Origin of the sequence: Paraburkholderia sp. CI3 (genome assembly GCF_050436505.1) — a bacterium.
Classification (GTDB): Bacteria; Pseudomonadota; Gammaproteobacteria; order Burkholderiales; family Burkholderiaceae; genus Paraburkholderia; species Paraburkholderia tuberum.
In genome coordinates this window covers 1,133,643-1,158,960 of record NZ_JBNDMI010000002.1, presented here as the reverse complement: position 1 = coordinate 1,158,960, position 25,318 = coordinate 1,133,643, and the positions used below count along the sequence as shown (strand labels likewise).

Sequence of the window (25,318 nt, the reverse complement as noted above, 5' to 3'; positions counted from 1 at the left end):
AAGAGTGGTTAGATATCGGGCGGTTTATGGTGTAATACATATACAATTACCCGCAAACCGCCGCCATGTCCGACGTCCTGCCCGACGAAACCCGCCTCTCGGCTGAAATCGACCGCCTGAAAGGCGAATTCCCGAAGACCCGCGAGCTGTACCGCGAAGTCTGCGCGCTACTGTTCTTCCGCTTCGGGATCACGCCGACCGCGAACCGGCTTTACCAGCTGGTGAAGCGCGGCAGCATGAGCACGCCGACCCAGGTACTCGGTGAATTCTGGGCCGAACTGCGCGAAAAGAGCCGGGTGCGCATCGAACACCCCGACCTGCCCGCCGATCTGGGGCCGGCTGCCGGCGAACTGGTCGCGGCGCTCTGGACCCGCGCAACCGCCTCTGCCGAAGCCGCGCTCGACGCGCTGCGCGAGGAGGTCGAGGCGCAACGCGTTGAGGCGCAACGGTCGGTCGTTGCTGCCCGCGACGAACTGGGTCGCGTCGAGACCGCGCTCGAACAGCGCACGGCGGCGCTCCTTGCCGCGCAGGTCGAGGTGCGCGAACTGGAAAAGGCTGAGGCCGAGGGCCACGCGGCGCGGCAGGCGTGCGAGGCCGAGATCGTCCGGCTCAAGGCCGAGGCGCTCGTGCGCGACCGTGAACTGGACAAGGTGCGCGAAGGTTTCTCGCGGGATCTCGAGAAGCTGCGCGAGAGCGCGGAACGCGCCGAAGAGCGCCTGCGGGCGTCGGAAAAGCGCGCGCTGCTGGAGATCGACCGCGAGCGGGGTACGGCCGCGAAGCTGCAGAAGGACCTCGATGCCGCGGTGAAGCGGGCCGACAGTCGCGAGGCGGACCATCACCGGGCGGTCGAGGCGCTGCGGGCGCAGATCGGGGACGCGCGTCACCAGGCGGGCATGCTGCAGGGACGGCTCGATGCCGTGCTGGCCACGAACGTCACGCTGCAGCAACAGCTGGCGGCACTGCGGCAGGCGGATACACGCGACGCCCGGCCGGCCCGCGCGAAGTCCGCCTCCACCCCGGCGCGCCCGGTGGCGACACGCCCTTCACGCGCGCCGCGCGTCACGCCCGCGCCAGCCAGCAAGACCGTAGTGCACCGCAAGCGGGGAAAGAGGGATGGAAAATAGAACCCGTCCGCGCAAGAGACGGAAGGCTCCAGCTTGCCCGCCGATCAGCGCACTGATGCGCTACGGCGAGCGGATCGTGCGGGTGGTCGCCGAAGCCAGCGGCCAGCGCGTGATCATCGAATCGGTGGACGAGGACGGCCGCACCTTCCGTAGCATGGTGAAATGGGCTAGTCTGACCGCTCTTCACGATCAGCTCTTCTGAACGGGATGACCCAGACCATGCAGCAGCTCGACATCTTCGCCGACAGCCGTGACGTGATGTTGCGCAACGACGTGCTGGCGCCGTTGCAGCGGCGCGATGTGGCGGCCACCCGACGACGATCCGCCTGCTTCTGCAAATGTAATCTTGCGTTTGAGCGGGAGGGAGGCGATCTGGTTTGGTCGACGAGCCAGAATGCCGGCGGGCAGGGCGCTTCACATCCGGGGCGACGACGCCCTGCGCAAAGGTGTGGCTTTGCCGATTGGCAATACGTCACGGTCCATCGAGTGTCCGGATGCCGATGTCCGTATGAGTGAAAACACGACTTACTTCGCCGTTCCAGCTGTGCACGCAGGGGATGCCCGGGTGCAACGGGCCTGCCGGCGGGTGAAGGCCGATACAAAAGACCTGGACCGACTCAGGTGCACACATTGACGGGCTGGGGCTACTGCGTCTATCGCGACAGGAATGCGCTTTGTACCCGATGAATTTCCTATTGGCGGGTGACGCGGTGTTGTTCGTACGCTGTCTGGCATGAAACGCAGCGGGCCGTGTAGGGCGCGGCGACAAGCCGCTCATAACCGATCGGATCCCCGCACCCGACGCATGCGCCGTAGCGGCCGGCGTCGATGCGTGCCAGCGCCACGTCGATCTGCTGCAGCTCGTCGAAGTCGTGCCGCGCGAGCGCAGTGCGCAGCTCGTCGCGCGCCTTGCGCGATGCGGTCTCGTCGGGATGAGACTCGGGGCCCAGTACTTCGGGCGGCCGGGCTCCGGCGAGGTCACCGTATTCGCCGTGCAGCGCCGCCAGCAGCTCATGACGACGCTCGCAGAGCCTGTGCTGTAACAGCCCGAGTTCGGAGCAGCTAAGGGTGATCATGGACAGGTTCGATGTGTTCCGTAACGTCACGCACAACGGCGGCATCGCGAAGGCGTTCCGTCATGTGCGTACCTGCACACAGGCCCAACCAGGCATGCACCCGCTCGGCGGTTAGCACAATGCGACAGTCCGATCTTCAGTCACGCCGCGCAAGCCCCACCAATGAACCCGTGACGCTGAGTGGTGAGATGAATGCCACGCCCCACAATTATATGTTTAACCCACGCGCGATTCTGGTCAGTTCAAACCCGACGGGCATGTGTTAAGTATAGGTTGCAGGGCAGCCGTATCGACCCGGTCGTTAGTGAGGCCTTACGGGGCCGCTGGTCAGGGCAGTCGTCCGATGCTTCGCCGATCGGCGATCGCCGAAGCGGGCGGCCAGCGCGCGATCATCGGGTCGATGGACGAGGACGGCCGCACCTTCCGCAGCTGGCAGGAGAAAATCCGCCGGTGGGCCTGATCCTGTGCGCAAGGACCAACGCCGCGATTGCCCGCTACGCACTCGACGGCCCCCCCCAACAAGATACTTGCTGCCGAGTATCACACGGTACTTCCAGACGAACGACTGCTCGCTGAAGAGTTGGCAAAAACGCGACGCGAATGGGAAGCGCAGCATCCAGAGCCGCATGACAAAGAGGAAATCCGCGACTGATCCTGAAGTCGCTAGCCAGCCGGCTTCACGTCGGCCGATTCCAGTGTCCGGCTGCAGCAGCTTCAGATTTTCCATGAAACCGAGCTACCGCCGACGTGAGTCCAGATCGGGTTGTCTCCTCGGCCAATCCGGTCATTGGAATTTCCCACCATTCGACTGTTTCTGCGCGGCTGGTGCCGGAGAAATCGAACAGGTGCTATCGGCGTGAAGCCTCCGGCCGACGCAACGATCAGCCTACCCTGAATTGTGGCGATTAAATTCAATGGCGATAAGTGTCAGTTATCGCCATTGGAATGATGCGGCCCTGATAATAAGCAAGAACTTTCAGGCGCGGCTGCGGCGCCTGCCGCCGGCGCGGGAAGCATCGCGCTTCGACGTCACGCGGCGATGGGCGTGGCGCGGCGGACCGGATCCAGTTACCAGCGGCGATTGCGCAAACGTGCGCCGATGCGGTAGGGTGGCGCGATCAACAACCACAACGAGGAATGACTCATGAACAAGCAGGAACTGGTCGACGCCGTCGCTGCAGCGACGGGTGACAGCAAGACGGCAACGGCGGAAATGATCGACGCCTTCATCGGCACCGTGACGGCGGCGATCACGGAAGGTGAGACCGTGCAGTTGATCGGTTTCGGTTCGTTTTCGACAGGCGCGCGCGCCGCGCGCGTGGGCCGCAATCCGGCAACCGGCGTCGAAATCCAGATCCCCGCCGCGAAAACCGTGAAGTTCACGGCCGGCAAGGCGTTCAAGGATGCGGTGAACGGCGCCTGACAGCAGGATCACGTTGCCCGTGTCGCCGCAGGCGGCAATGCCAGACGGCTTGCCGTCTGCACAAAGGCCGTTGTTGCTGCCGGCGACTATCGTTGAGACGGGCAACGCGCGGCCAGCCGCCTGGACCGGTCGCCGTCGACCTGGTAGCATGAGCGGCGAAAATGCCGTGGCGCACCGTGGCGCTGCTGCGCTACCAGGCGCGCGCATCGTGCGGGTTGTCGCCGAAGCGCGGATTCAGCGCGCCATGGTCGAATCGCTCGACACCACAGGCCGGACCTTCGTCAGCACCGTCAAATGGGACAGCCTGCGCGAGCTTGACGCGCAGCTATTCTGATTTCAGACGTCTCTGCTGGAAAGTCTGACCTCGTCTTTCAAATTCCTGCGCGGCTGGACCTGAACGCTCCAGTTTCAACGCGAAGACCAGGGCCGCGGGCCTGACGGGGATTCACACATCACATCGCAGTGGATGCGGAAATTTGCCGCTTTACACTTGCGCGGCTATCAATAGGGAAACGGTATGCGGCGCGTGATTGTCCGGCAGTCTTCAGTTCATGGTAGGGGTGTTTTCGCGATGCGCGCCCTCGCGGCAGGCGAGCGCGCGTGCTCGAGTACAAGGGCGAAATTACACGCTGGCGCGAGGCCGTGCGTCGTCACCGGCGGGAAGGCGTCGCTGCGCATACGTTCCTCTTCGGGCTGTCCGATGGGCGCATGATTGACGGCAGCCGTGGCGGCAATAGCGCGCGATGGCTGAACCATGCGTGTGCCCCCAACTGCGAGACCATCGAAGCCGGCAGTCGCATCTTCATCCACACGCTGCGGCCGATCGACGTCGGCGAAGAACTGTCTATTGAATATCTGCTGGCGACTGACGATCCGCTCGATGGAGAGGTTCGCGCCCAGTACGCGTGCCGGTGTGCCGCATGGGGTTGTCGTCGCTCGATGCTGGCGGACGCGGCGTGAACAGGGTGTCGAAGGTAGTCAGTAAACAGCGGGGTTCTGGAAAGCGGCCACGCAACGAAGCCGTAGAACGCAATAATTCTGTCAACCCGGAATTGCGGTGCCAGCGGGATCTGACAGTGCGAGTTGACCGATTTTATTTCCAGTCCGAACGAAATAAAAAAACGTTCAATTTGCACCCCGAATTAAAGATATCACTTCCCATCGCACGGCCTGGACTATGTCGCAGTGCACTGATTTGTCGAAAAGTTTCTTTGCAAGACGGCGGACGGTTCAAGGATCAGTCTGGTCTTGCAGAGGCTTGATTTGCGTAAGGCGACTTACCGGTCGAGATACAGTCATTGAGATAAGCAAACTCTGGGGTGTCCATTTAACCGGAGTTGAGCGTAGACAGGGCAATGGAAGGTCCCACGCCAGCACCCAATACCCTAGGCTCCTTGGGAGTTTCAGGCTTGGTTCCCGACTGATGCAGGCTGCTGGACTGGAATGGCTGCGATGGCCTTGGGGCTTCGTCAGTCCGTCCTGTGGTCATCCGGAGGATGGCGGAGGCAACGCGGATATCCGCCCAGCCTGGAGCGACCTTCCTGAGCCGCCCGCAGAGGCAAATCGCTAACTCCGGTTAAATGGACACCCCAGAGCAAACTTATCTTTATAGCGTCGTTTGGCGATGCGTTTTTTTGCGGAAGCTCAAGACGTAAGCAAGGTGATTGCAGCACCTCACGTGTTGTCAACGGCGGCGTAGGGAGCTTCGATGGGCAGTGGCAGCCAATATCCAAGCAACGTGCATCAGCCTTGCTCAAGCGGCATCGCGTCGTTTGCAGCATGAGCCGCAAGGGAAGTTGTTGGCGTGTGCCAGGAACGCGAACGTCTGCACGCCCATCGCTGACATATAATTCGAAAGTTGGTTAATTAGGATTTATATGATGGCGGATGAGCGACCCCTTGGGACCGAGCAGCCGGAGCTGCCAGCCGAACGCGGCGTTGCGCGATATCACCGGCTGGCGTCCCTGCTGCGGCACCGAATTGCGAAGGGCGATTACCCGCTCGGCACGCAGCTGCCGCCGATCACGCAACTCGCGGACGACCTGGGCGTCGCCGTCATCACCGTTCGGCAAGCATACGAGCTGCTTTCCAAGGAAGGGCTGATCCGCAGCCAGCGGGGCGTCGGGACCCACGTTGCAGCGCTGCCCGCCGTCACGGGCGACCTCGAACAGGTGATCAACAACCCCTTCGCCGCACCGCAGGCGCTTGCCTTCGAGATACTCGAAGTCCGGCGCCGCACCCTTGTGCCACAAGAACTGCTCGGACCGGATGGCCGGTCGGCCGACGAATACGTCTGTGTCCGCAAGCTGCACACCTATTCCGGCGAGCCGTTCTGCTACGCCGAAATCTATGTGCCCACGCCCGTTTTCGAATCGCTGCCCACGGACATCGCCATGAAGCGGAAGCTGCTCGCCGCGGTGCTCGACGAACTGGGCGCGCGCTGCAAACGCTTGCGGCAACGCGTGACCGTGATACCCGCGGATTTTCCTCTATGCGACATGCTGAAGATCCCGTTTGCCTCGCCCGTCGCGAAGATGTCGCGGCGCCTGGTTGACGGCAAAGGCACCGTGCTCTACGCCGGTGTTACCTGGTATCGGGGCGACCGCTACGTCTCCGAGATCGACCTCCCCGCGTCCGCCCTGAAAACCGTGCCCGGAATCACCGAGCCCCAGCGGCGGGCTGTCGGGTAAGCCCGTACTTGACGTCACTTTGCGCACGCCTAAACTACTAACATTAGTCATTTAGGTTTAACTCTCCGAAGCTGAGTCCTCACTGGAGCTCGATGCGCATGCGGAACCTTCTCTTCCTCCTGGCTGCCCCCGTGCTTGCGCCGGAAGCGATGGCGGCGGCCCCTTATCCGGCCAACCCCATCAAGATCATCATTCCCTTTCCGGTCGGAAGCGGAACGGACGCCGGGGCGCGCCTGCTCGACCAATCGCTGCCCGCCGGCAAGGGCCAGCCCGTCACCGTGGAAAACCATCCGAATGCCTCGGGCTTCATGGCGGCGCAGGCCGCCGCCCCGGCGGTCAAGACCGAATGGAGCCAGCCCGAATGAAGCCCGTACCTACCGTGGTCAGGGCGGCCGATCTTGCCGCCTACGCGCCGGCGAACCATACCGGCACCTCTAACGTGCGCGTGATCGGCCCCGAGACTGTCGGCGCGACGGCGCTCGAAGTGCTGGTCGGCACGATCGTGAAATCGCACGGCGCGCGGCCGCACGCGCATCCCCACCTGGAGCAATGCGCCTACATGATCGAGGGAACCGGCGAGTCGGGGGCGGAGGGCAGCGTGGAAGCGATGGAGCCCGGGACCTGGGCCTACGTGCCGGCCGGCGTGTTCCATTCGTTTCGCGTGACCAGCGACCAGCCCGGGCGTGTGCTGGTCGTCTATACGCCGCCTTATGGCGAGAACCCGGCGCACACGATCACGGAACCCGACGGCGCTGCCGCCGCGCCTGCTCACGGCAAGGTGCGCGTGCTTGCCGCCGGCGACGCCGCCAGCGGCACGGTTCCCCTCATCGACCGCGAGACCGCTGACGCGCGCTGGGTCGACATTGCGGCGCTGCGCATGCCTGCCGGCAGCGCATCGGTCTGCACCTCGGAGCCTGACGCCGAGCAGGTTCTCTACGTCGAAGACGGACGGATCGACGCACGTGTCGACGGGCAGGACTTCGGTCTCGCCCCGGGCGACTTCCTGTTTCTTCCGCGCGGGGCCGCTGCCTCCCTGCGCTGCTTGCTGGAGCAGCCTGCGTCCGGCTTCCTTATCAAAGGGCGGCTTCCATCGACTGCTTTACATCCACTAGCAACCGGAGACAACGCATGAACGCAAGAATTCTCGCGCAGCCCACCACGTCCACCGGCGTCCCGCTGCCGCTGCCCGCCCTGCCCCAGGACAAACTTCTGACCGTCAACATCGAGCAGATCCCGCTGATCAGGGATGTCTTTCCGGGCATCCACATCAAGCCGCTGCGCCTGGACCTGGAGCGCGGCGAGTGGGTCTTCATGGCCATCCTGGAACCCGGTTGCTCACTGCCGATTCACTACCACACCGGTACGGCGCAGGTGTGGACGATCCAGGGCTGCTGGGCGTATCGCGAGTACCCCGAGCAGCGGCAGACGGCAGGCTCCTACCTGTACGAGCCCGGCGGCTCGGTGCACACCTTCTATACCCCCGAGGACAACACCGAGGACACCATCACTATCGCCTGGATCGAAGGCGCGCAGGTCAGCTTCAACGAGGACGGCACGTTCCACTCGCTCAATGACGCGGTCTCGATCCGGTACGCGATCGAGGCCCTCGCGGCAGCGCGCGACATCGGACCGGTGCCCTACATCCGCGGCAACGGCGCCGACGTAGCCGGTTCCTGACCGGAAAGAGGAGCACGGACAGAATGAGCAATGACTCGAACCAGGGTGGGCCGCTGGCCGGCCTGCGCATCATCGACATCACCGAAGTCGTCATGGGACCTTCGGCCACGCAGATGCTGGCCGACCTGGGGGCCGACGTGATCAAGGTGGAGCCGCCCGGCGGCGACATGCTGCGCGCCGTCGGGCCCGGCGGGCGCTCGGGCGCCGGCCCGCTGTTCCTCAACCTGAACCGCAACAAGCGCAGCGTCATGCTGGACCTGAAGCGCCCTGCCGGCAAGGAAGCGCTGCTGAAGCTGGCGCAGACTGCCGACGCGCTGGTCTACAACGTGCGGCCGCAGGCGATGCAGCGCCTCGGGCTGGATTACGAGGCGCTGCGGCTGGTGAACCCGCGCATCGTCTACGTCGGCACCTTCGGCTTCAGCCAGCGCGGCCGCTATGCGGACTCGCGCGCCTTCGACGACCTGATCCAGGCGGCCGTCGCGATCCCCGAGGCCAGCGTGCGGGCCGGTTCCGACGTGCCGCGCTATGCCCCGCTCAACCTCTCGGACCGGGCCACGGGCCTGTACGCGTTCGGCGTGATCTGCGCGGCCCTGCTCGCGCGCGAGCGCACGGGTTGCGGGCAGGCGGTGGACGTGCCGATGTTCGAGACCACCGCGCAGATGATGCTGGGCGATCATCTGTACGGCCACACGTTCATCCCGCCGCGCGGCGGCTTCGGCTATCCGCGGCTGCTCAACCCGCAGCGGCGGCCGTACGCAACGCAGGACGGCCTGGTGTGCCTCGTCGTCTACACCGACGAACAGTGGCAGGCCTTCATGCGCGTGGTCGGCGAGACCGAGCGGTTCAACAGCGACCCGCGGTTTGCCGACGGCGAAGCGCGCACGCAGCATGTCGAGGCGCTGTACGAGATCCTCGCCGACAAGCTGAAAGCGCAGACCACGCAGCAATGGCGCGAGCTGCTGGTGCCGCTCGGCATCCCGGTGTTGCCGGTGCACACCTTCGAGTCGCTGATGGACGATCCGCACCTGCAGGACATCGGGTTCTTCCAGCAATTCGAGCATCCCACCGAGGGCGTGCTGCGAACCATGGCGGTGCCGAGCGAATGGCCGCAAACCCCGCTGCCGCCGCTGCGCCCGCCGCCGCTGCTGGGTGAGCACAGCACGCAAGTGCTGGCCGAGGCCGGCTACTCGCCGCAGCAGATCCGCGAGATGGCGCAGGCGGGCGTGACGCAAGTGGCGGCGTGCAGCGAGTCAACCGGAGTCGAAGCATGACCGAGGTCGTGCACGCCAGCCGGCAGGACGGGCGGCTGATTCTCACCATCGACCGTCCGGAGCGCCGGAATGCGCTCAACGCGGAAGTGATCGGCACCTTGCAGAAAGCGCTGGATCGCGCCCGGTCTGACGAGACGATTCGCGCGGTGGTGCTCACCGGTGCGGGCGACGAGGCGTTCTGCGCCGGCGCCGACCTGGGCGGGGATGCCTTCGCGTTCGACTACGCCACGCCGACCAGCGCCTATGCCGACCTGCTGCGCACGGCCCGCACGCTGAACGTGCCGCTCGTCGCGCGGGTCAACGGCGCCTGCATAGCCGGCGGCATGGGCCTGCTCGCGATGTGCGATCTCGCCATCACGGCCCGGCACGCGAGCTTCGGCCTGCCCGAGGTGAAGGTGGGCGTGTTCCCGATGCAGGTGCTCGCCGTGCTGCAGGCCCAGTTGCCGCTGCGCTGCCTGGCGCAGCTGTGCCTGACGGGCGAGCCCATCGACGCGGCGCGGGCACGCGAGATCGGTCTGGTGAACGAGGTGGCTGACGACCTCGACGCTGCGCTCGAGCGCCTGCTGTCGCGGCTGCTCGCCAACTCGCCCACCGCGCTGCGGCGCGGCATGTATGCGATGAAGGCGATGCGCTCCATGTCCTTCGAAGAGGCGATCGCCTTCGGCGAAGGGCAAATCGGCCTGCTGGCCCTGACCCAGGACGCGCGCGAGGGCCTGGCCGCATTCAAGGAAAAGAGGAAACCGCAATGGACGGGCAACTGACATCGTCGACGCCGGGCAAGGTTGTGCGCATAGGTGGCGCCTCAGGTTTCTGGGGCGACAGCAGCCTCGGGCCGCTGCAGCTGGTGCGCTGCGGCGCCATCGATTACCTCGTGTTCGACTATCTCGCCGAGCTCACCATGTCGATCCTCGCGGGCGCGCGCATGAAGCGGCCGGAGGAAGGCTACGCCATCGACTTCGTCACGGTGGCGCTGCGCTCGGTGCTGAAGCAGGCCGTCGAGCAGGGCATCCGCATCGTCAGCAACGCCGGCGGCGTGAATCCGAGGGGCTGCGCCGCGGCGGTGCGGGCTCTGGCCGACGAACTCGGCGTACCGGTGCGGGTCGCGATCGTCGAAGGCGACGACGTGCTCCCGCTTGCCGCCGCGATGCGAGCGGCCGGCACGGTCGAAATGACCGCCGGCGAGCCTATGCCGGAGCGCCTGGTGACGGCCAATGCCTATCTCGGCGCACTGCCCGTCGCGCGGGCCCTGGCCGCGGGCGCCGACATCGTCATCACCGGCCGCTGCGTCGACAGTGCGGTCACCCTCGGCGTGCTGATGCACGAGTTCGGCTGGGCGGCCGACGACTTCCACCGGCTCGCCGCCGGCAGCCTGGCCGGCCACATCATCGAATGCGGCTGCCAGGCGACAGGCGGCCTGCACACCGACTGGGCCAGCGTGCCGGACTGGGCGAACATCGGCTATCCGATCGTCGAGTGCCGCGAAGACGGCAGCTTTGTGGTCACCAAGCCCGCAGACACCGGCGGCCTCGTCACGCCCGCAACCGTCGGGGAGCAACTGCTGTACGAGATAGGCGATCCGGCCAACTATCTGCTGCCGGACGTGACCTGCGACTTCCGCCAGGTGCGCATGGAGCAGGCCGGGCCGCATCGCGTGCTCGTGACCGGCGCGCGCGGCCGCCCGCCAACCGGCACCTACAAGGTCAGCGCCACCGCGCCGGCGGGCTTCAAGGTGTCCGGGCAGCTCACCATCGTCGGGATCGACGCCGCAGCGAAGGCCAGGCGCACGGGCGAGGCGCTGCTCGAGCGCGGCCGCCGGCTGCTGCACGAGAGCGGGTTCGCGGATTTCCTGGCCACCCATATCGAGCTGCTCGGCACGGAATCAGCCTACGGGCCGCATGCGCGCCCCTTGCCGACGCGCGAAGTCGTGTTGCGCCTGACGGTGACGCATGCCGACCGGCGCGCACTGGAGATGTTCAGCCGCGAGTTAGCCGCACCCGGCACATCCTGGTCACCCGGTACGACCGGTGCCGGTGGCCGTCCCTCGGTGTCGCCGGTGCTGCGGCAGTTCGCCTGGCTCATTCCGAAGGCGCAGATGACGCCGACGGTCACGCTCGGCGAGACGACATTCGCCGTGACGTTGCCGCCACCGCAACCGCAGGTCGCGCCCGGACCGCTGGCGCCCATCGAAGGTGCGCTGCCCGCGGGCCCACGCCAGACCGTGCCGCTCTTGAGAATCGCGCTCGGACGCAGCGGCGACAAGGGCGACACCTCCAACATCGGCCTCATCGCGCGGCATCCGGCCCTGCTGCCGGTGCTGAAAGACCAGGTGACGCCAGAACGCGTCGCGGAGTACCTCCGCCATCTGGTGCAGGGGCCGGTTCACCGTTACGAGCTGCCCGGCATTCATGCCATTAACCTCGTCTGCGAGTGCGCGCTGGGCGGCGGCGGCATGGCGTCGCTGCGCAACGACCCGCTCGGCAAGGGCATGGCGCAGATGCTGCTCGACATGCCAGTCGACGTCCCCCCAGGCATGTTGCAGGAGTTTCCCGCGTGAATTTCGATTTTTCCGATGACCAGCTTGCGATCCGCGACGCCGTCGAGGCCCTCTGCGCCGACTACGGCGCCGATTACTGGCTCGAGCGGGACCGCGATGGACGCTGGCCCAGCGAGTTCTGCGACGCCGTTGCCTGCGGCGGGTGGTTCGGCGTGACCATGCCCAAGGAACATGGCGGCGCCGGCCTCGGCATCTCCGCGGCTGCGATGGTGATGCGCACGATCGGCAAGCTGGGCTCGGCGGCGGTGTCGTCGATACACCTGAACCTGTTCGGCCCGCAGCCGGTGGTCGTGTTCGGCAGCGAGGCGCAAAAGCGGCGCATGCTGCCGCCGTTGATCGACGGTTCGGATCGCGCCTGCTTTGGCGTGACAGAGCCCAGCGTCGGTTCCGACACCACACGCGTCAGAACCTTCGCCCGCCGCGCGGGCGACCACTACATCGTCCACGGCCAGAAGGTCTGGACCTCGACCGCGCAGCACGCCAACAAGATCCTGCTGGTGGCCCGCACGACGGCGATCGAGGCATGCGCGCGGCCGATGGAGGGCGTCACGCTGTTCTACACCGACCTCGACCGTTCGCATGTCCGCATCAGCGAGATCGACAAGATGGCGCGCAAGGCAGTGGACTCGAACGAACTGTTCATCGACGGGCTGGAGATCCCCGTCGAGGATCGCATCGGCGACGAAGGCCAGGGCTTCAGGTACCTGCTGCACGGCCTGAATCCGGAGCGCATCCTCGTCGCGGCTGCGGCGCTCGGCGCCGCTGAGACAGCGCTGGCGCGGGCAACCGACTACGCCAGGGAACGCGTCGTGTTCGGCCGGCCGATCGGCAAGAACCAGGCGATCCAGCATCCGCTGGCGGAATGCTGGATGCGCCTGCAATCGGCCGAACTGCTGATGTGGAAGGCGGCGGCGCTCTACGACGCCGGCAAGCCCTGCGGTGTCGAGGCTACGGCGGCCAAGTACCTGGCGGCGGAGGCCAGTTTCGAGACGTCGTTGCGTGCGGTGCGCACGCACGGCGGCTACGGCTACGCGACGGAGTACCACGTCGAGCGCGGCCTGCGCGAAAGCGTGCTGTCGCTGCTCGCACCGGTGACACAGGAGCTCGCGTTGTGCTACGTCGCCGAGCAGGCGCTCGGGCTGCCGAAGTCGTACTGACCCGCGCAGCGCGAGACAAACCGCATCCAGGGCGTGGCAACGGCACGTCCGACGACACCAACCAGATCAATCAGCAACGGTCGATAAACCCGAGCCTGGAGACTGCGAAATGAGGATGAACGTTGCGGGAGGACAGTTTCATGAAGAGGTTTGAGGGTAAGGTCGTAATCGTCGTCGGCGCCGCCGGCCAAGACAACATGGGGCAGTGCATTGCCCGACGCTTCGCCGGCGAAGGCGCCAGCGTGATTGTGGCTGGACGACGCGCGGAGCCGTTGGATCACCTGGCAAGCGAAATCGGAGGCGCCAGCCGGCTTTGCGATTTCACGCGCAAGGAAGACGTCGATGCCCTCGTCGCCTTCGCGCACGAGCGCTACGGCCACGTCGATGTCGGCATCAACGCCACGGGCTGGGGACTTCTCCGGCCGTTCGAAGACACGAGTGAGGAAGAACTGCAGGCGATGATGGATCTCCAGTTCAAGGGGCCCTTTCAGTTCATGCAGGCGCTCGTGAAAGCGATGAGGCAAAATCCGACGCCGGGGGGCTCGATCATCATGATTTCGTCGGCGACCGCGACGATCATGCTTGAGAACCACGCCGCCTATATGGGCACCAAGGCTGGCACCGACCACGTCGTGCGCTGTGTCGCCAACGACTTTGGCCATCTCGGAATCCGCGCCAATTCGATCTCTCCTGGCATCACTCGCACGCCGATGTCGGGTGACGCCCTGAACATCCCCGAAATAGTGCGAGCCTTCGAGGCCGGCTATCCGCTCGGACGTATTGGCACTGTGGACGACGTCGCCGAGGCGGCTCTCTGGTTGTCAAGCGACGCGTGCTTCATGACGGGACAGAACCTGCAGGTCAATGGCGGCCTGACGCTGCGCCGCAATCCGACAGTGACGGAAATGGGCGCCGCCTATGCCCGGGTTATCGCGGACCTGTCCGCATGACGGAATCAATGGGTAGACACGATTGAATAATCGTCCGCGGCCGAAGGTGTCGTGTGAGGGGATGCCGTGGCGCAGCTGGAGGAAGCGGCGCCATGAGGGTGCATCGGTTCTGGGGCGCATCCGGGCGATGCAGCTTTCCTGGTTCTCAAATCAAGTAAATCAAAGGAAATGGCGTGAGCATCTTCACAGTGATATCGCCTGAATTCAAGGATCAGGAACGGCTGCAGCTGGTGCATGAGTTCGATGGCTTCGACGGGACCGGCCAGAACCGTTCGCCCGCGCTGCAATGGCACGGCGCGCCGGCAGGCACCAGGAGCTTCGCGTTGACGCTGTACGACCCGGACGCACCGACCGGCAGCGGCTTCTGGCACTGGATCCTGTTCGATATCGATTCGTCCGTCGCCCAGCTCGCCGCAGGCGCAGGCTCCGCCGACGCCACTGACCTGGGCGCCAGCGGCACTCAGGCCACCAACGACTACGGCGCCATCGGCTACGGCGGTCCCTGCCCGCCCAAGTGGTTGCCCACGCACCGCTATATCTTCACCGTGCACGCGCTGGGTGTGCCCAAGCTGGAGCTGCCGGCCAACGCGCCCAACGCGGTGGTGCGCTTCATGATTTACCAGAACACGCTCGCCATGGCCACCCTGACCGGCCTCTACAACCGCTGAGGGTGCGCCTTGCTATCACTGTTTGAACCGCTCGCCAGGCCCGGCGCGGGCGTGCGGCGTTCCTGGTGCCGGTGGTGGGAGCGCTGGTGGATTCAATCGGGGCAGACACGATTGAATAATCCGACGCATTACAGCTACCCCCCAACTTTGGAGACTGCAAGATGAGAACGAACATAGCGATGCTGATACTGCTGGCGTTGTTGGCGACGCCGCTCACCACCAACGCCTGGGAGCGCGGCCAGGTCGAGCGCTTTGCCACGTTGCCGCCGGGTGAGGCGCATCCCGAGGGGATCACCATCGACCGTCAGGGGAACGTCTACGTCGCCACAGTGGCGGCGAACAAACCTGAGACGAGTGAGGGAACGCTCATTGTGTTCGACCCGCATGGCAAGCACCCTCGGACTGTTCAAGTCAAAGGCACAAGCAGGCTATTGCTTGATCTTGGTTTCAATCCGCAGACCGGCAAGTTGCTTGTGGTCGATTACCAGGCCGCGAAGGTCTGGGTCGTCGATCCCAACACGGGTGCCGCATCCGTTTTCATGACGGTCACGGGTAATCATCCCGGCCTCGACGGGATGACGTTCGACGCTGCCGGCAACGTGTACGTGACCGACTCTCACGAGGGCATCATCTGGAAAACCGGACCAGGCGGCGGCGAAGCATTGGCGTGGGTCAAAAGCCCACTGCTCAGTCCGGCAAGGCCAGCACCGCGCATCGGCGCGAATGGTCTGGCGTTCAACAACGAGCGGACAGCATTGTTCGTCGCCAACACAGCGAACGACACGATTGTCAAGATACCGGTGACCGGGGCGACGCTTGAACCTGGCACGCCTGAGGTCTTCGTCAATCGCGTCGGCGGCGGACCTGACGGCCTGATCATTGACGAGCACGATAACATCTGGACCGCGTGCAATCAGTCCAACGAGATTCTCGTACTCGAACCGACGCAGGGGCGAGTGATTGCAAAGCTCGGCGATTTCGGCGGAATCGATCGCGAGGGGGCACCCATAGGCTTTCTCTGGTCGAATAGCCTCGTATTCCGCGGGGATGAGGTTCTTGTCACCAACCTTTCGCTCGATTTTGGCGCAGTCGTTTCGCAGTCCGAACGGACAATCGATGGACCGTGGGCTCAGCAGGTGAAGGTCCACACGATCTCGAAAATCAAGAAGCGTATACCGGGCATCTATTAGAAGTGACCGGATGCGCTCGAAAGTCCATGCCCACACGGGGACTGGGCCCGCCCCATACGATGCCCGGTCCTTTTAGCGCAGATTCTCGATCGATCCCAGAAGTCGCTCTTCGCTCTGAGGCCGCGCGACTTCTCGGCACGTCCCAGGGTGGGTACGATCCCAGCCTCGCCCTCGAACTGCGGTACGCGCGCGCGAGTTCCTCGTCATTCGGGCACATGAAGCGCAGGTGTGAATTGGACTAACCAGATTGCTTGCATGGAGATGGGCCGCCAGGTACGGATTCCATCGTCGGGTCGATGCGGGCCATAAAGCGCTGGCGTGCGATGGCGATTTTACAGATATGTAGTACTAAATATTTCGGCACATCGAACTTGTAATCGACATGAAGATGCCTGGTGGCTAGGACGACCACTGCGGGCGAGGAGATATTGATGAAGCAAGCGCCGATAGGAGACAGCATGCGTGCGATCAGTCGGGGAATTTGCGGTGCAACGTTGGTTCTTGCCGCAGGCCATGCAGTAGCGCAATCGAGTGTGACGTTGTATGGGGTGGTCGACGTTTTTGGTCAGTATCTGAACAACGGTGGAGCTCATTCGTTTTCCGAAAGAAGTGGCGGCTCCACAGCGTCCCTTTTGGGGTTCAAGGGAAGTGAGGACCTCGGCCGCGGGTTGACGGCCGAATTCGTCCTCGAGAGCGGCTTCAACGTGAACAACGGGACGTTCTTCGCGGACAGCAATGCGCTCTTCTATCGTCAGGCGTGGGTCGGGTTGAGTCACGCCGACTTCGGTTCGCTGACCTTCGGTCGTCAGTATCAACCGAGCTTCAAGGTCGTCTATCCCGTCGACCCCTTTCGCATCAACGAAGTGATTTCGCCGCTCGCCGCGGCCGTCCTCGCAATTGACCGAAACACCTCGTCGACGCAGTACGCCACCGGACGCACCAGCAATTCGATCAACTATCAATCGCCGAATCTGGGCGGTTTCACGTTCAACGCGATGTACGCGTTCTCCGCTACGGTCACGCAGCCTTTGCCGTCAACGTCGGGGAATTTTCTCGATGTATCGGCAACCTATTCTAACTATGGCCTGTTTGCTGGTTTCGGATACCAGTATCAGCATGCTGGACAGTTGAGCTTTCCCGGACTTCCTGGCCGCCTGGATCTCGTTGGAACGGCTCACTACACGGGGGCACTTGCTTACCAGTTCGGTATCGTGAACCTGCAGTTCGCCTATCTGTACGTGCAACCCAAAGACGCCGCGGCGGGTTCACTCGCGGCCCGTCTTGGTACGGTCCATTCGGTCAGCATCGTTCAAGTGGGGGCGACGATTCAGGCGACGTCGCAGGATGCCATCCAGATCGCCGTAATTGAACGTGATGTGCGTGGTTCACACGACAACACGCCCGGAATACAAGTGGGCGCGGACCATAGCCTTTCAAAGCGCACGTCCGTGTACATGCGTGCGGGCTACATGAAGAACAATGGAAGTGCGACGACGAGCTGGCCCGGCATCACCGTGACCGAACCCAACGCGTCGCAGACGCTGGTGCTGATGGGCGTGACGCACCGGTTCTAGCCGCAATACTGTTAAGGGCGCTGATAATCATATAGCCGGCCTGCTTTCGGTCCAGCAGCGACGGCCAGCGTAAAGTCAAGGTCCAAACCGACTTGATGCACGGGAGGTCAGCATGGACAAGTTTGGCGGAATCGACTTGCACTCGAACAACAGTGTGGTGGTGATCTGTGATGAGGTTGACCGGGTCCTCTACCAGCGGCGATTACCCAACGATCCGATCCAGATTCGGGCCGCTCTGGCACCGTACCGCGCCGAACTGGTCGGGGTGGTCATCGAAGCGACGTTCAACTGGTACTGGCTGGTGGACGAGTTGATGGGGGATGGCTATCAGGTCCATCTGGCGAACCCGGCGGCAATCAGGCAGTACGAGGGTCTGAAATACAGCGGCGACTTCACCGATGCAGCCCATCTTGCGCAACTCCTGCGTCTGAGGCTATTGCCAGAAGGCTACATTTATCCAGCAGAAGAGCGGCCAGTGCGGGACCTCTCGCGCAAACGAATGCAACTGGTGCGCTGCCGGACCGCACAGATACTCTCAATCGAAAACCTGCTTTCCCGACAGACAGGTCAGCGGATGACCGGAGAAGTGATCAAGCATCTGAGCGACGAGCAGGTAACCGCGCTCGGTTTTGCGCCTGATGTGACGCTCGCCATGAAAGCCAGTCTGGCGGTGATGCGCACGCTGCAGGAGGAAATCATCATCTTGCAGAAGCGACTCATGGAGCGTGTACAACTGCGCCCGGATTATGCGCTGCTGAAGTCGATACCCGGTGTCGGCCCCGTACTGGCGACAACGATCATGCTAGAGACGGGGACCATCACGCGCTTTGCCGACGTTGGCAACTTCAGCTCGTATTGTCGCTGTGTGGATAGCCGACGGGAAAGCAACAACCGCAAGAAAGGGGAAGGCAACACGAAGAATGGAAACAAGTACCTCGCCTGGGCGTTTGTCGAGGCGGCGAACTATGCTATTCGCTACTGCCCGCAGGCCAGGCGTTTTTATGAGCGCAAGAAGCGCGCAAGGAATGGAATCCTCGCAATCAAGGCGCTGGCGCACAAGCTGGCGCGCGCGTGCTATCACATGTTGCGTGAGCACCAGCCGTTTGACGTGAAGCGATGTTTTGCCTGACGGGTCGACGTATGGAGGCGAGCCAGTAACGTGACTGGCCTGCAGCCAGGGCTACTGATTGGACGTGCTCCTGCGCCGGCCCCACTGTTTGCGAAAAACCGGATCGCCCGGGCGATGAGCCATAACTGACTGGCGTCGCGAAAGTGACAGCCACGGCTCTGCGATGCAAGCCATTGGACGTCGCCTGGCACCAACGTTTCTCTGGGGCGGCAATAGTCGCCAGGGCGGCTGCAGACCTGCGGCATGCTTGATCCCGATGGGTGTCTGGTGCGACCCGGTTCGCAACCAGCTGAGAGAAAACGGATGTGATCAGGCTTCGTAGACAGCACGACAGACAACGGAAAAGCATCGCCAGATTGCAGTGTCGATGATATTTCCGTCGGCACTGCAATCTGGCGATGGATGAATTCGTGCCTTGACTTGGGCCGGCTAATGGGTGTCACGTTGCTGACTCGATGACGAGATATCGGCAAGGACAGTCGTGTCTCAGAAGACGGTGGACGGGGCTTGGGCAATGCCGGTGAAGAGACGCCACGCTTCAAATCGCGCGGCGAGCTGTTTGCGATAGAGCGAGGCACTCAGCAGATGACGCTTGAGCGCGAAGTGCTGGCGGATCGGACCGAAGCACGACAGGAATGACTGCGTGCGTTCGGGCAAGCGAAACCCTCGCATCCGGCGCTCGCGTTCACGCGTGGGTTGATGGCTTCTATGAGCAGAAAGTTGTCAAGGCCATTTGCGAACTGGCTTACAAAGGATAGGTCAAGTCTCTTTCTCCTTGCTGCAAAGTGGTGACATGCTGGCGTATGGCGGCAAGCGCGGGTGATGGCGCTCGCCGCCATACAAGCCGCATTTTCGCGGCATAGTCGGGCGGATTCCCACCGCCCTCAACGTCAACCATTGGCTACAGTCCGGTCAACGTCGTTAGCCTGAAGCCGCTTATCGCGCGCGTAAGACAGCAACGTCTCACCAACTTCTATCCGCTGGCGTATGGCCAGCCTCATCCTTTATGCGCGTTACGCCGGAACCTGTTCCGGGAGCATGCCCCATCTGTTTAATCGGTCGCGTTAGCAACCCGCCATCAACACGGGCATGTTCACTGCAAACTCTCTATCGACAGGTATCGTTCCTCCCTTGATTGCGTTGTCGCGATACCTTTCGGACTCAGACTGACTTCAGTTGTGCGCCTTCGGGTATCACGCCGTCCTGCAAGTAGCGCCACAGCGCGATCGCGAGGCGTCGTGCTACTGCGACGATCGCAATGCGCCGCACGCGGCGATTCGGTCCCGTGCCTTGCGTGCGCTGGTTGAACCACTGCGTCAGTGCACTACCGGGCTGGTAACGGATCCAGCACCACGCCATCTCAATCAGCAGTGCGCGCACGCGACGGTTGCCCTGCCTGCTGATCCCCTGGTCCACCTGGCTCTCGCCACTGTCGTAGGGTTGTGGAACCAGCCCTACGCAGGCCCCAACTTCGCGCCGGTTATGGAAGTCCCGCCAGAACAGCTCGAGCGCCAGACGCGAGCCACCCACCGGGCCAATGCCATTTAGCTGCGTCAGAAGATCGATCCTTTCGCGTGCGGGTGCGGGCAGGCCAGCGTGTTGCGTTTTCTCGAGTGCCGCGAGTTGCTGCACGGCCAGCGCCAGCCGTTCGCACTCGCGCAGCAGCCGCTCCCGCAGCTCGCGCGGCAGTGGCGCACCGTCGTGACACCGCACCTGGTCACGGGCGAGGCGGGCGGCGAAGGCCTTGTGGTCAACCTCATCCCAGCAGCCGAGCGTGACAAGCAGTTTGCGCATCCGGTCACGATGCTGTAGCACCTCCTTCTGCAGTTCCCCTCGGTCGCGCATCAGATGGCGGGACGCTTCGTCCTGCGGTGACGGCACGTGCACCACGTGCATGCGGTCGCGCTCGCCGCGCAGCCACGCGCGCAGGCTGATCACCAGCCTGATTGCATCAAGCCGGTCAGTCTTGGCACGCCGCTTGTGGCGCTCGACCGGAATGCTCGCTGGATCGACCACATGACACTCGATACCGCGTGCCCGTAGCGCCCGATAGATCCAGAACGCGTCCTGGCCGGCTTCATAACTCACGACAAGGTGCACGCCCGCGGGCAGCGACCACTTCAGCTTCTGTTGTTCGATCACTTCCAGCACGGCCTGTAGGCGCGCGGGGGCTTGCGGTTGCGCTACGGTGTACACCGCCGGCTGCTCCCGCTGCCCGTCGTGCAACGCTACCTTCCACTTCGCCGCGGCGAGTTCGAGCGACACCGCCAGCGCCGGTTCCTCAGTACGCGTGTATCCCTGATCTGTACGCATGATGCTCTCCCGTGAGCAAACCTCGGTACGCCGATTTTAGGCGTTAGCCAGTCGACAACCTGGATGCGTCATAGGATCTGTTTTCAGCGCGGTTGTTCACGCGCGCGCAGGCCTTGACGAACACGTGCTTCACATTCGCCAGCTCAGGGATCTCTGTTTTCGCGGCCGGGTAGCTGCGCAACTGGTCGGTGACGATTTTCTTCGGCGCCGCAGGACAGGCCGCCAACACCCGTTTGAAGAAGCGTTTGGCAGCGGCCTTGTCGCGGCGCTTCTGAAGCAGGATGTCGAGTTCAATGCCGTGCTCATCGACTGCACGCCACAGCAGCCAGGGCTCGCCGCGCAGCGTCACGAACATTTCGTCGAGATGCCATGTGCTGCCCGGCTTGCGACGGGCAGTCCTGACCTGATGCGCAAAACTGGCGCGGAACTTGTCCGTCCACCGCCGGATCGATTCATGGCTGACAACCACGCCGCGCTCGAACAGTAGCTCCTCGATGTCGCGATGGCTGAGTTGAAAGCGGAAATACCACCGAACCGCGTGGCTGATGACTGACGCCGGGAATCGATGGCCATGGTAGAGCGATTTCGTCTTCTTCATCACGTCATCCTAGCTGACCAGCGCGCGAACGTGACAACCCCGCGGTGACACGTATCTACGAACGCTGCTTATCCACGGCGCGCGTTCCGTGATGCAATCTGCAGTGCGTAAGCAGCAAAAGGATGGCTGGTTACATGAATTGCTGCAGCGACGAAACGCGAACGTCGCCGCTGTCGCGCTCGCGAACAAGAACGCGCGGATCATATGGGCGCTGCTCGCCCACGGGCGAGAGTTCCGACCTGATTACACGCCCGCGATTGCGGTCGCGTAATCAGGTCGGGCAAACACTGACACAAGCAACTGACTGGAGCAAGACGCAAACCACCGATTGCTCAGGCGATCATGACGTGATGGCGAGACAGGTAAGACCGTGGTCGGGAAACTCTGGCTACACCACTGTGCTTCTTGGCACGCAAGACTGTTGAGAGACCGACCAGCACATTCCATCAGGGACCGCCGGCCTACGCCGGCCATTGAAGTCCGGATGCATGACTGCAATCGTTGCCTTCAATCCGTTACAAATGAGAGCTTGGCATGCCGGGGGCGTCCATGCATGGTGTATGGACAGCGTGATGACTGGCGATTTCAAGCGGCGAGTTTATGCTGAACCGGCGATCATCTCGCACCGGTGATTCGTGACTTGTCTCCAGGGATCCGAGCGCATAGCTACGCCACCGTTGGCCATTCCGTCAACCAGGCAGCTTTGCCGCGTAGGTCTGCCAGTCGGCGTATAGCGTCTGGGCTCGTGCGTAGACCTTCTCCATTTCCGCTCGCAGTGGTGCGACTGATTCATCGGCGAGGTCAAACTCCGCGCTGAGCGCCTCGTAGGTCGCACTAATTTCCCGCATTAGCGCGGCTTCATCGACGCGCACGAGCCGGCCTTGCCGTATGACTGCCTCGCCCGCGACAAACACGCTGTCGATGGCGGCGCCGCGCTCGGCATATACGAGTTGCCGCACCGGATCGGTCAAGGGAGTGAAGGCAATGGTGTCGGTCCGGTAGGCGACCAGGTCGGCGCGATAACCCGGCGCGATCGCACCCAGCTGCCCGCCCAGTCCAAGCGCTGTCGCGCCACCGATCGTCCCGGCATGTAGCGCTTCGGCGGCCGACAGCCAGCGCGAATAATCGTCGCCGCGTATCTTCGACACGGCCGCGGCGCTACCGAGCACGTTGAGCATATTGCAGGTGACGGTCGACGCGCAGCCGTCTGAGCCGAGACTCACGTTGACGCCCGCATCGAGCAGCGCCCGTACCGGTTGCACGCCGGAGCCGAGCATCAGGTTGCTCCATGGGTTGTGCTGAACGCTGGCGCCAGACTGCGCCAGGCAGTCGATCTCGGCCTCCGACAGCCAGACCGCGTGGATCAGCGAGGTGCCCGGCCGCAAAAATCCCAATTCGGCAAGGCGCATCACCATGGGCTTTCTATAGAACGCTTGTGCCGTCACCACCTGCAGCCGCGTTTCCTGAACGTGGATGATGACCGGCAGCGCGTGCATGTCGGCGAACGCGCGGCAACGCGCGAGAAATTCTGGCGTGCAGCGCTGCGGTGCGGAAGGGGCGATCAGCATGCCCACCCGATCATGCTGGGGATGGCGATGCGCCAACTCGCTTTCCAGCAGCGCGAAGAACGCATCGGGAGAGGGCCGCGGCTGCGCACGTAGTTGCGCAAGCAGCGCGGGCGGGAAAATGCTGTCGACCTCCGGGAAGTTATCGACGATCGCTCGATCCGTCATCGAGAACCCCACGAGCGCGCGAATCCCCGCGTCCTCGTATGCCTGGAAGATGGCGTCGACGGCGGCGGGGTCAATGGCCTGACCGAGGCTCACGTCGTCGACGAGCGTGGTTGCGCCGCTGCGCAGCGATTCGAGCGCGCCAATCAACGTTCGCAAATAGACCTGGCGCGGCGTCAGCTTCACGGGCCGCGGCGCGCGCACGTAGTGCATCCACAACTCGAGCGGCAGGTTTTCGAGCCGTCCCTTGTGAAAATGCTCGTGCGAATGTTGATGGCCGTTGATGAGCCCCGGCGCCAGCAGGCAGTCGTTGAGCGGTAGGCATTCGCCGTCGGTCGCGCTGCCGCCCGGCACGATAGCGGCGATGCGTTCGCCTTCGATCACGACGTCGACGCGTCGCGGCTCATAACGCTGTTCGGTGCCGTGTAGTGCCCTGACGTTGGAGAGTATCTTGCGCACGGTTTCTGACTGATCGAAGGAGGGGGTTGACTGCGGCGGCTAGCGAAACTGCCGCGACAAGCCGGCGAGCCGCTCCATCAACAGCATGGAAATCATGGTGGCGATAATCAGCACACCCGAGGCCGCGGCCGCCCGCACGTCGAGGCTGTCCTCGATGATATGCCACAGGTGGATGGGCAATACTTCAGATCGCGCGTCCGACAGGAACAGCGACAGCGCGACGTTATCGAACGAATTCATGAACGCAATGAACGCCCCCGACGCAATGCCTGGCACCAACGCCGGCAGTACGACGCGGCGGAACGTGAACCAGCCGCCCGCGCCGAGGCATGTCGAGCTGTCGAGCAGCGCGGGATCGAGCTGCGCATAACTGGCCGACGTCGTGTAAAGCACGTACGGTGCGCACAGCACGATATGTCCGGCGAGCAGGCTGTAGAACGAGAGCCCCGCGCTTTCGAGGTTGAACAGGATCAGGATACCCAACCCCAGTGCCAGCGACGGAATGGTCAGCGGCGCCATGAAAAACGAGTCGAGCAGTCGCGCAGAGAACGTGCGGCGACGCGCGAGCGTCACCGCGGCGGCGACCGCCAGCACGGTCGCGCAGGCGGTCGCGGCGGCAGCGAGCTTCAGGCTCAACAGCATGTCGTCGCTGATCTCCGGCGAATCGAAGATCAGCGCCTGATACCAGCGCAATGACAGTCCCGGCGGCGGAAACTTCAACGAGTAGCCCGACGTGAGCGACGTCACCAGTACGATCAGCGTGGGCCCGATCAGCATCAACAGCCCGATGCCGCCCATCAGGCCCATCGCTGCATTGAAAGACAGGCGACCCGGCTGGGTGCGGCGCGCCGGCATGACGCCCGGCGCGGCAAGCGTGGAATTAGCCATGGACAAACCCTCTGGTCTTGCGGCCGAAATAGTTGAGCAAGATCACCACGAGCAGCACGCTCACCAGCAGAATCACGGCAAGCGTCGCCGCAAACGGATAGTTCTGCGTCTGGATGGCCTGTTCGTAGATGTAGAACGGCATGTACATCAGCTGGCCGCCGCCCACCAGGGTTTGAACCACGAACGCACTGACCGCGCCGGTAAACACCAGCAAGGTTCCGCTGAGCAGACCCGGCATCGCGAGCGGCACGGTGATCTTCCACCAGGTGCGCCAGTTGCTGGCGCCCAGCGCATGCGACGCCTCGGGCAAGCGCGTGTCGAGCGAAGTGAGCGTGGTGACGAGCGGCAACACCATCAACGGCAATTCGATCTGCGCAAGCGAGAGGATCACCGCCAGCGGCGTGTAAAGGAGCTTGACCGGTCGGCCCGTATGCCCGAGCGCCGCCAGCAGCGCGTTGACCAGCCCTTCATTGCCGAGAATGACGACCCACGCAAACGTGCGCACCACTGAACTGGTCAGAAGCGGCAGCAGGATCAGCACGATCAGCACACGCCGCCAGCGCGGCGGGCTCACCACGTACAGATGCGCGACCGGATAGCCGAGCACGATCGTCACCAGCGTGGTCGCGACCCCAAGCCAGAGTGTTTGCCAGAGGATGCCGCGGTTATAGCAGTCGCCAAAGAAGAGCATGTATTGCCGAAAGCCGAAATGCGTCATCGCGGTGTCGTTGTGCAGGCTGATCAGCGCGACGAGCAACAGCGGCACGCCCACAAACGCGATGAAGAACAGGCCCAGTGGCAGCACGAGCAGCCAGTCGCGCGGCATCCGGTGATTCGCGTTCATCAT

Annotated in this window: 23 protein-coding genes and 5 pseudogenes; 21 read left to right on the top strand and 7 right to left on the bottom strand. The window is 63.6% G+C overall.

Features of this window, described 5'->3' with window-relative positions; translation table 11 throughout:
* Window positions 1–65 precede the first annotated feature (65 nt).
* The 3 genes from OKW29_RS08275 to OKW29_RS08265 are packed head-to-tail and all read left to right on the top strand — an operon-like array spanning window position 66 to window position 1,640.
* Entirely contained in the window at window positions 66–1,124 is a 1,059-nt protein-coding gene (locus OKW29_RS08275) for a DNA-binding protein (protein WP_429290641.1), read from the top strand.
* Window positions 1,114–1,326: a hypothetical protein gene (locus OKW29_RS08270; protein ID WP_429290640.1), complete on the top strand. Its 213-nt coding sequence runs from the start codon at window positions 1,114–1,116 to the stop codon at window positions 1,324–1,326. Before OKW29_RS08275 ends, OKW29_RS08270 begins: the two co-directional genes overlap by 11 nt.
* Before the next feature lie 5 nt (window positions 1,327–1,331).
* Complete coding sequence (locus OKW29_RS08265) at window positions 1,332–1,640, top strand: hypothetical protein (RefSeq protein ID WP_429290639.1); 309 nt, start codon at window positions 1,332–1,334, stop codon at window positions 1,638–1,640.
* A 176-nt stretch (window positions 1,641–1,816) separates the two neighbouring features.
* On the opposite strand, the gene OKW29_RS08260 is transcribed toward OKW29_RS08265, so the two are convergent.
* A complete protein-coding gene (locus OKW29_RS08260) occupies window positions 1,817–2,200 on the bottom strand; it encodes a TraR/DksA family transcriptional regulator (protein WP_187638176.1) in 384 nt (127 codons plus the stop codon).
* Window positions 2,201–2,635: 435 nt separating this feature from the next.
* Here OKW29_RS08260 and OKW29_RS08255 point away from each other — a divergent pair.
* From OKW29_RS08255 to OKW29_RS08175, 17 genes and pseudogenes are all read left to right on the top strand, one after another.
* Window positions 2,636–2,852: pseudogene (locus OKW29_RS08255) on the top strand (PDDEXK nuclease domain-containing protein); the annotation flags it as partial.
* A gap of 492 nt (window positions 2,853–3,344) precedes the next feature.
* On the top strand, window positions 3,345–3,623 hold the full coding sequence (locus OKW29_RS08250; RefSeq protein ID WP_429290638.1) for an HU family DNA-binding protein: 279 nt from the start codon (window positions 3,345–3,347) through the stop codon (window positions 3,621–3,623).
* 148 nt (window positions 3,624–3,771) lie between these two features.
* On the top strand, window positions 3,772–3,957 hold the full coding sequence (locus OKW29_RS08245; RefSeq protein WP_429290637.1) for a hypothetical protein: 186 nt from the start codon (window positions 3,772–3,774) through the stop codon (window positions 3,955–3,957).
* Between the two features lie 183 nt (window positions 3,958–4,140).
* Window positions 4,141–4,583, top strand: a pseudogene (locus tag OKW29_RS08240) (SET domain-containing protein).
* A 917-nt stretch (window positions 4,584–5,500) separates the two neighbouring features.
* Window positions 5,501–6,313 (top strand): GntR family transcriptional regulator, encoded by an 813-nt coding sequence (locus OKW29_RS08235; protein WP_429290636.1) that lies wholly within the window; start codon window positions 5,501–5,503, stop codon window positions 6,311–6,313.
* 98 nt (window positions 6,314–6,411) lie between these two features.
* Window positions 6,412–6,678: a hypothetical protein gene (locus tag OKW29_RS08230; RefSeq protein ID WP_429290635.1), complete on the top strand. Its 267-nt coding sequence runs from the start codon at window positions 6,412–6,414 to the stop codon at window positions 6,676–6,678.
* Complete coding sequence (locus OKW29_RS08225) at window positions 6,675–7,445, top strand: cupin domain-containing protein (protein WP_429290634.1); 771 nt, start codon at window positions 6,675–6,677, stop codon at window positions 7,443–7,445. Before OKW29_RS08230 ends, OKW29_RS08225 begins: the two co-directional genes overlap by 4 nt.
* On the top strand, window positions 7,442–7,990 hold the full coding sequence (locus OKW29_RS08220) for a 2,4'-dihydroxyacetophenone dioxygenase family protein (RefSeq protein WP_429290633.1): 549 nt from the start codon (window positions 7,442–7,444) through the stop codon (window positions 7,988–7,990). Before OKW29_RS08225 ends, OKW29_RS08220 begins: the two co-directional genes overlap by 4 nt.
* 23 nt (window positions 7,991–8,013) lie before the next feature.
* Window positions 8,014–9,261, top strand: coding sequence for a CaiB/BaiF CoA transferase family protein (locus tag OKW29_RS08215; RefSeq protein WP_429290632.1), 1,248 nt, complete (start codon window positions 8,014–8,016; stop codon window positions 9,259–9,261).
* On the top strand, window positions 9,258–10,022 hold the full coding sequence (locus tag OKW29_RS08210) for an enoyl-CoA hydratase-related protein (RefSeq protein ID WP_429290631.1): 765 nt from the start codon (window positions 9,258–9,260) through the stop codon (window positions 10,020–10,022). The genes OKW29_RS08215 and OKW29_RS08210 overlap by 4 nt, the downstream gene beginning before the upstream one ends.
* The gene (locus OKW29_RS08205; RefSeq protein ID WP_429290630.1) at window positions 10,007–11,815 is read left to right on the top strand and encodes an acyclic terpene utilization AtuA family protein; all 1,809 of its coding nucleotides are present in this window, start codon (window positions 10,007–10,009) and stop codon (window positions 11,813–11,815) included. Before OKW29_RS08210 ends, OKW29_RS08205 begins: the two co-directional genes overlap by 16 nt.
* Window positions 11,812–12,972 (top strand): acyl-CoA dehydrogenase family protein, encoded by a 1,161-nt coding sequence (locus OKW29_RS08200; protein WP_429290629.1) that lies wholly within the window; start codon window positions 11,812–11,814, stop codon window positions 12,970–12,972. Before OKW29_RS08205 ends, OKW29_RS08200 begins: the two co-directional genes overlap by 4 nt.
* Window positions 12,973–13,112: 140 nt before the next feature.
* Window positions 13,113–13,922 (top strand): SDR family NAD(P)-dependent oxidoreductase, encoded by an 810-nt coding sequence (locus tag OKW29_RS08195; RefSeq protein WP_429290628.1) that lies wholly within the window; start codon window positions 13,113–13,115, stop codon window positions 13,920–13,922.
* A 173-nt stretch (window positions 13,923–14,095) separates the two neighbouring features.
* A complete protein-coding gene (locus OKW29_RS08190) occupies window positions 14,096–14,590 on the top strand; it encodes a YbhB/YbcL family Raf kinase inhibitor-like protein (RefSeq protein ID WP_429290627.1) in 495 nt (164 codons plus the stop codon).
* A 179-nt stretch (window positions 14,591–14,769) separates the two neighbouring features.
* A complete protein-coding gene (locus tag OKW29_RS08185; protein WP_429290626.1) occupies window positions 14,770–15,780 on the top strand; it encodes an SMP-30/gluconolactonase/LRE family protein in 1,011 nt (336 codons plus the stop codon).
* Between the two features lie 458 nt (window positions 15,781–16,238).
* Complete coding sequence (locus OKW29_RS08180) at window positions 16,239–17,354, top strand: porin (protein WP_429290764.1); 1,116 nt, start codon at window positions 16,239–16,241, stop codon at window positions 17,352–17,354.
* A 112-nt stretch (window positions 17,355–17,466) separates the two neighbouring features.
* Window positions 17,467–18,483 carry an IS110 family transposase gene (locus tag OKW29_RS08175; protein ID WP_429290625.1) on the top strand — a complete coding sequence of 339 codons (1,017 nt, stop codon included), beginning with the start codon at window positions 17,467–17,469 and terminating at the stop codon, window positions 18,481–18,483.
* Between the two features lie 486 nt (window positions 18,484–18,969).
* Here OKW29_RS08175 and OKW29_RS08170 read toward each other — a convergent pair.
* The 3 genes and pseudogenes from OKW29_RS08170 to OKW29_RS08160 form a co-directional block, all read right to left on the bottom strand.
* Window positions 18,970–19,197, bottom strand: a pseudogene (locus tag OKW29_RS08170) (IS6 family transposase); the annotation flags it as partial.
* A gap of 447 nt (window positions 19,198–19,644) precedes the next feature.
* The gene (locus OKW29_RS08165; protein ID WP_429290624.1) at window positions 19,645–20,796 is read right to left on the bottom strand and encodes an IS110 family transposase; all 1,152 of its coding nucleotides are present in this window, start codon (window positions 20,794–20,796) and stop codon (window positions 19,645–19,647) included.
* Window positions 20,797–20,875: 79 nt separating this feature from the next.
* Window positions 20,876–21,394, bottom strand: a pseudogene (locus tag OKW29_RS08160) (IS6 family transposase); the annotation flags it as partial.
* A gap of 40 nt (window positions 21,395–21,434) precedes the next feature.
* Between OKW29_RS08160 and OKW29_RS08155 the strand changes: the two are divergent.
* Window positions 21,435–21,665 (top strand): annotated as a pseudogene (locus OKW29_RS08155) (IS110 family transposase); the annotation flags it as partial.
* Window positions 21,666–22,083: 418 nt separating this feature from the next.
* Here the strand turns inward: OKW29_RS08155 and OKW29_RS08150 are convergent.
* Genes OKW29_RS08150 through OKW29_RS08140 form a run of 3 tightly spaced genes read right to left on the bottom strand, consistent with a single transcriptional unit; the run spans window position 22,084 to window position 25,318 of the window.
* Window positions 22,084–23,583, bottom strand: a complete 1,500-nt coding sequence (locus OKW29_RS08150; protein ID WP_429290623.1) for an amidohydrolase family protein — start codon at window positions 23,581–23,583, stop codon at window positions 22,084–22,086.
* Between the two features lie 39 nt (window positions 23,584–23,622).
* A complete protein-coding gene (locus OKW29_RS08145; RefSeq protein ID WP_429290622.1) occupies window positions 23,623–24,471 on the bottom strand; it encodes an ABC transporter permease in 849 nt (282 codons plus the stop codon).
* Window positions 24,464–25,318, bottom strand: a complete 855-nt coding sequence (locus OKW29_RS08140; RefSeq protein WP_429290621.1) for an ABC transporter permease — start codon at window positions 25,316–25,318, stop codon at window positions 24,464–24,466. The genes OKW29_RS08145 and OKW29_RS08140 overlap by 8 nt, the downstream gene beginning before the upstream one ends.

Coding starts and splice junctions, on each gene's coding strand:
- OKW29_RS08275 (WP_429290641.1), top strand. CDS start 66: ATGTCCGACGTCCTGCCCGACGAAACCCGCCTCTCGGCTGAAATCGAC.
- OKW29_RS08270 (WP_429290640.1), top strand. CDS start 1,114: ATGGAAAATAGAACCCGTCCGCGCAAGAGACGGAAGGCTCCAGCTTGC.
- OKW29_RS08265 (WP_429290639.1), top strand. CDS start 1,332: ATGACCCAGACCATGCAGCAGCTCGACATCTTCGCCGACAGCCGTGAC.
- OKW29_RS08260 (WP_187638176.1), bottom strand. CDS start 2,200: ATGATCACCCTTAGCTGCTCCGAACTCGGGCTGTTACAGCACAGGCTC.
- OKW29_RS08250 (WP_429290638.1), top strand. CDS start 3,345: ATGAACAAGCAGGAACTGGTCGACGCCGTCGCTGCAGCGACGGGTGAC.
- OKW29_RS08245 (WP_429290637.1), top strand. CDS start 3,772: ATGAGCGGCGAAAATGCCGTGGCGCACCGTGGCGCTGCTGCGCTACCA.
- OKW29_RS08235 (WP_429290636.1), top strand. CDS start 5,501: ATGATGGCGGATGAGCGACCCCTTGGGACCGAGCAGCCGGAGCTGCCA.
- OKW29_RS08230 (WP_429290635.1), top strand. CDS start 6,412: ATGCGGAACCTTCTCTTCCTCCTGGCTGCCCCCGTGCTTGCGCCGGAA.
- OKW29_RS08225 (WP_429290634.1), top strand. CDS start 6,675: ATGAAGCCCGTACCTACCGTGGTCAGGGCGGCCGATCTTGCCGCCTAC.
- OKW29_RS08220 (WP_429290633.1), top strand. CDS start 7,442: ATGAACGCAAGAATTCTCGCGCAGCCCACCACGTCCACCGGCGTCCCG.
- OKW29_RS08215 (WP_429290632.1), top strand. CDS start 8,014: ATGAGCAATGACTCGAACCAGGGTGGGCCGCTGGCCGGCCTGCGCATC.
- OKW29_RS08210 (WP_429290631.1), top strand. CDS start 9,258: ATGACCGAGGTCGTGCACGCCAGCCGGCAGGACGGGCGGCTGATTCTC.
- OKW29_RS08205 (WP_429290630.1), top strand. CDS start 10,007: ATGGACGGGCAACTGACATCGTCGACGCCGGGCAAGGTTGTGCGCATA.
- OKW29_RS08195 (WP_429290628.1), top strand. CDS start 13,113: ATGAAGAGGTTTGAGGGTAAGGTCGTAATCGTCGTCGGCGCCGCCGGC.
- OKW29_RS08185 (WP_429290626.1), top strand. CDS start 14,770: ATGCTGATACTGCTGGCGTTGTTGGCGACGCCGCTCACCACCAACGCC.
- OKW29_RS08180 (WP_429290764.1), top strand. CDS start 16,239: ATGCGTGCGATCAGTCGGGGAATTTGCGGTGCAACGTTGGTTCTTGCC.
- OKW29_RS08175 (WP_429290625.1), top strand. CDS start 17,467: ATGGACAAGTTTGGCGGAATCGACTTGCACTCGAACAACAGTGTGGTG.
- OKW29_RS08165 (WP_429290624.1), bottom strand. CDS start 20,796: ATGCGTACAGATCAGGGATACACGCGTACTGAGGAACCGGCGCTGGCG.
- OKW29_RS08145 (WP_429290622.1), bottom strand. CDS start 24,471: ATGGCTAATTCCACGCTTGCCGCGCCGGGCGTCATGCCGGCGCGCCGC.
- OKW29_RS08140 (WP_429290621.1), bottom strand. CDS start 25,318: ATGATGAACGCGAATCACCGGATGCCGCGCGACTGGCTGCTCGTGCTG.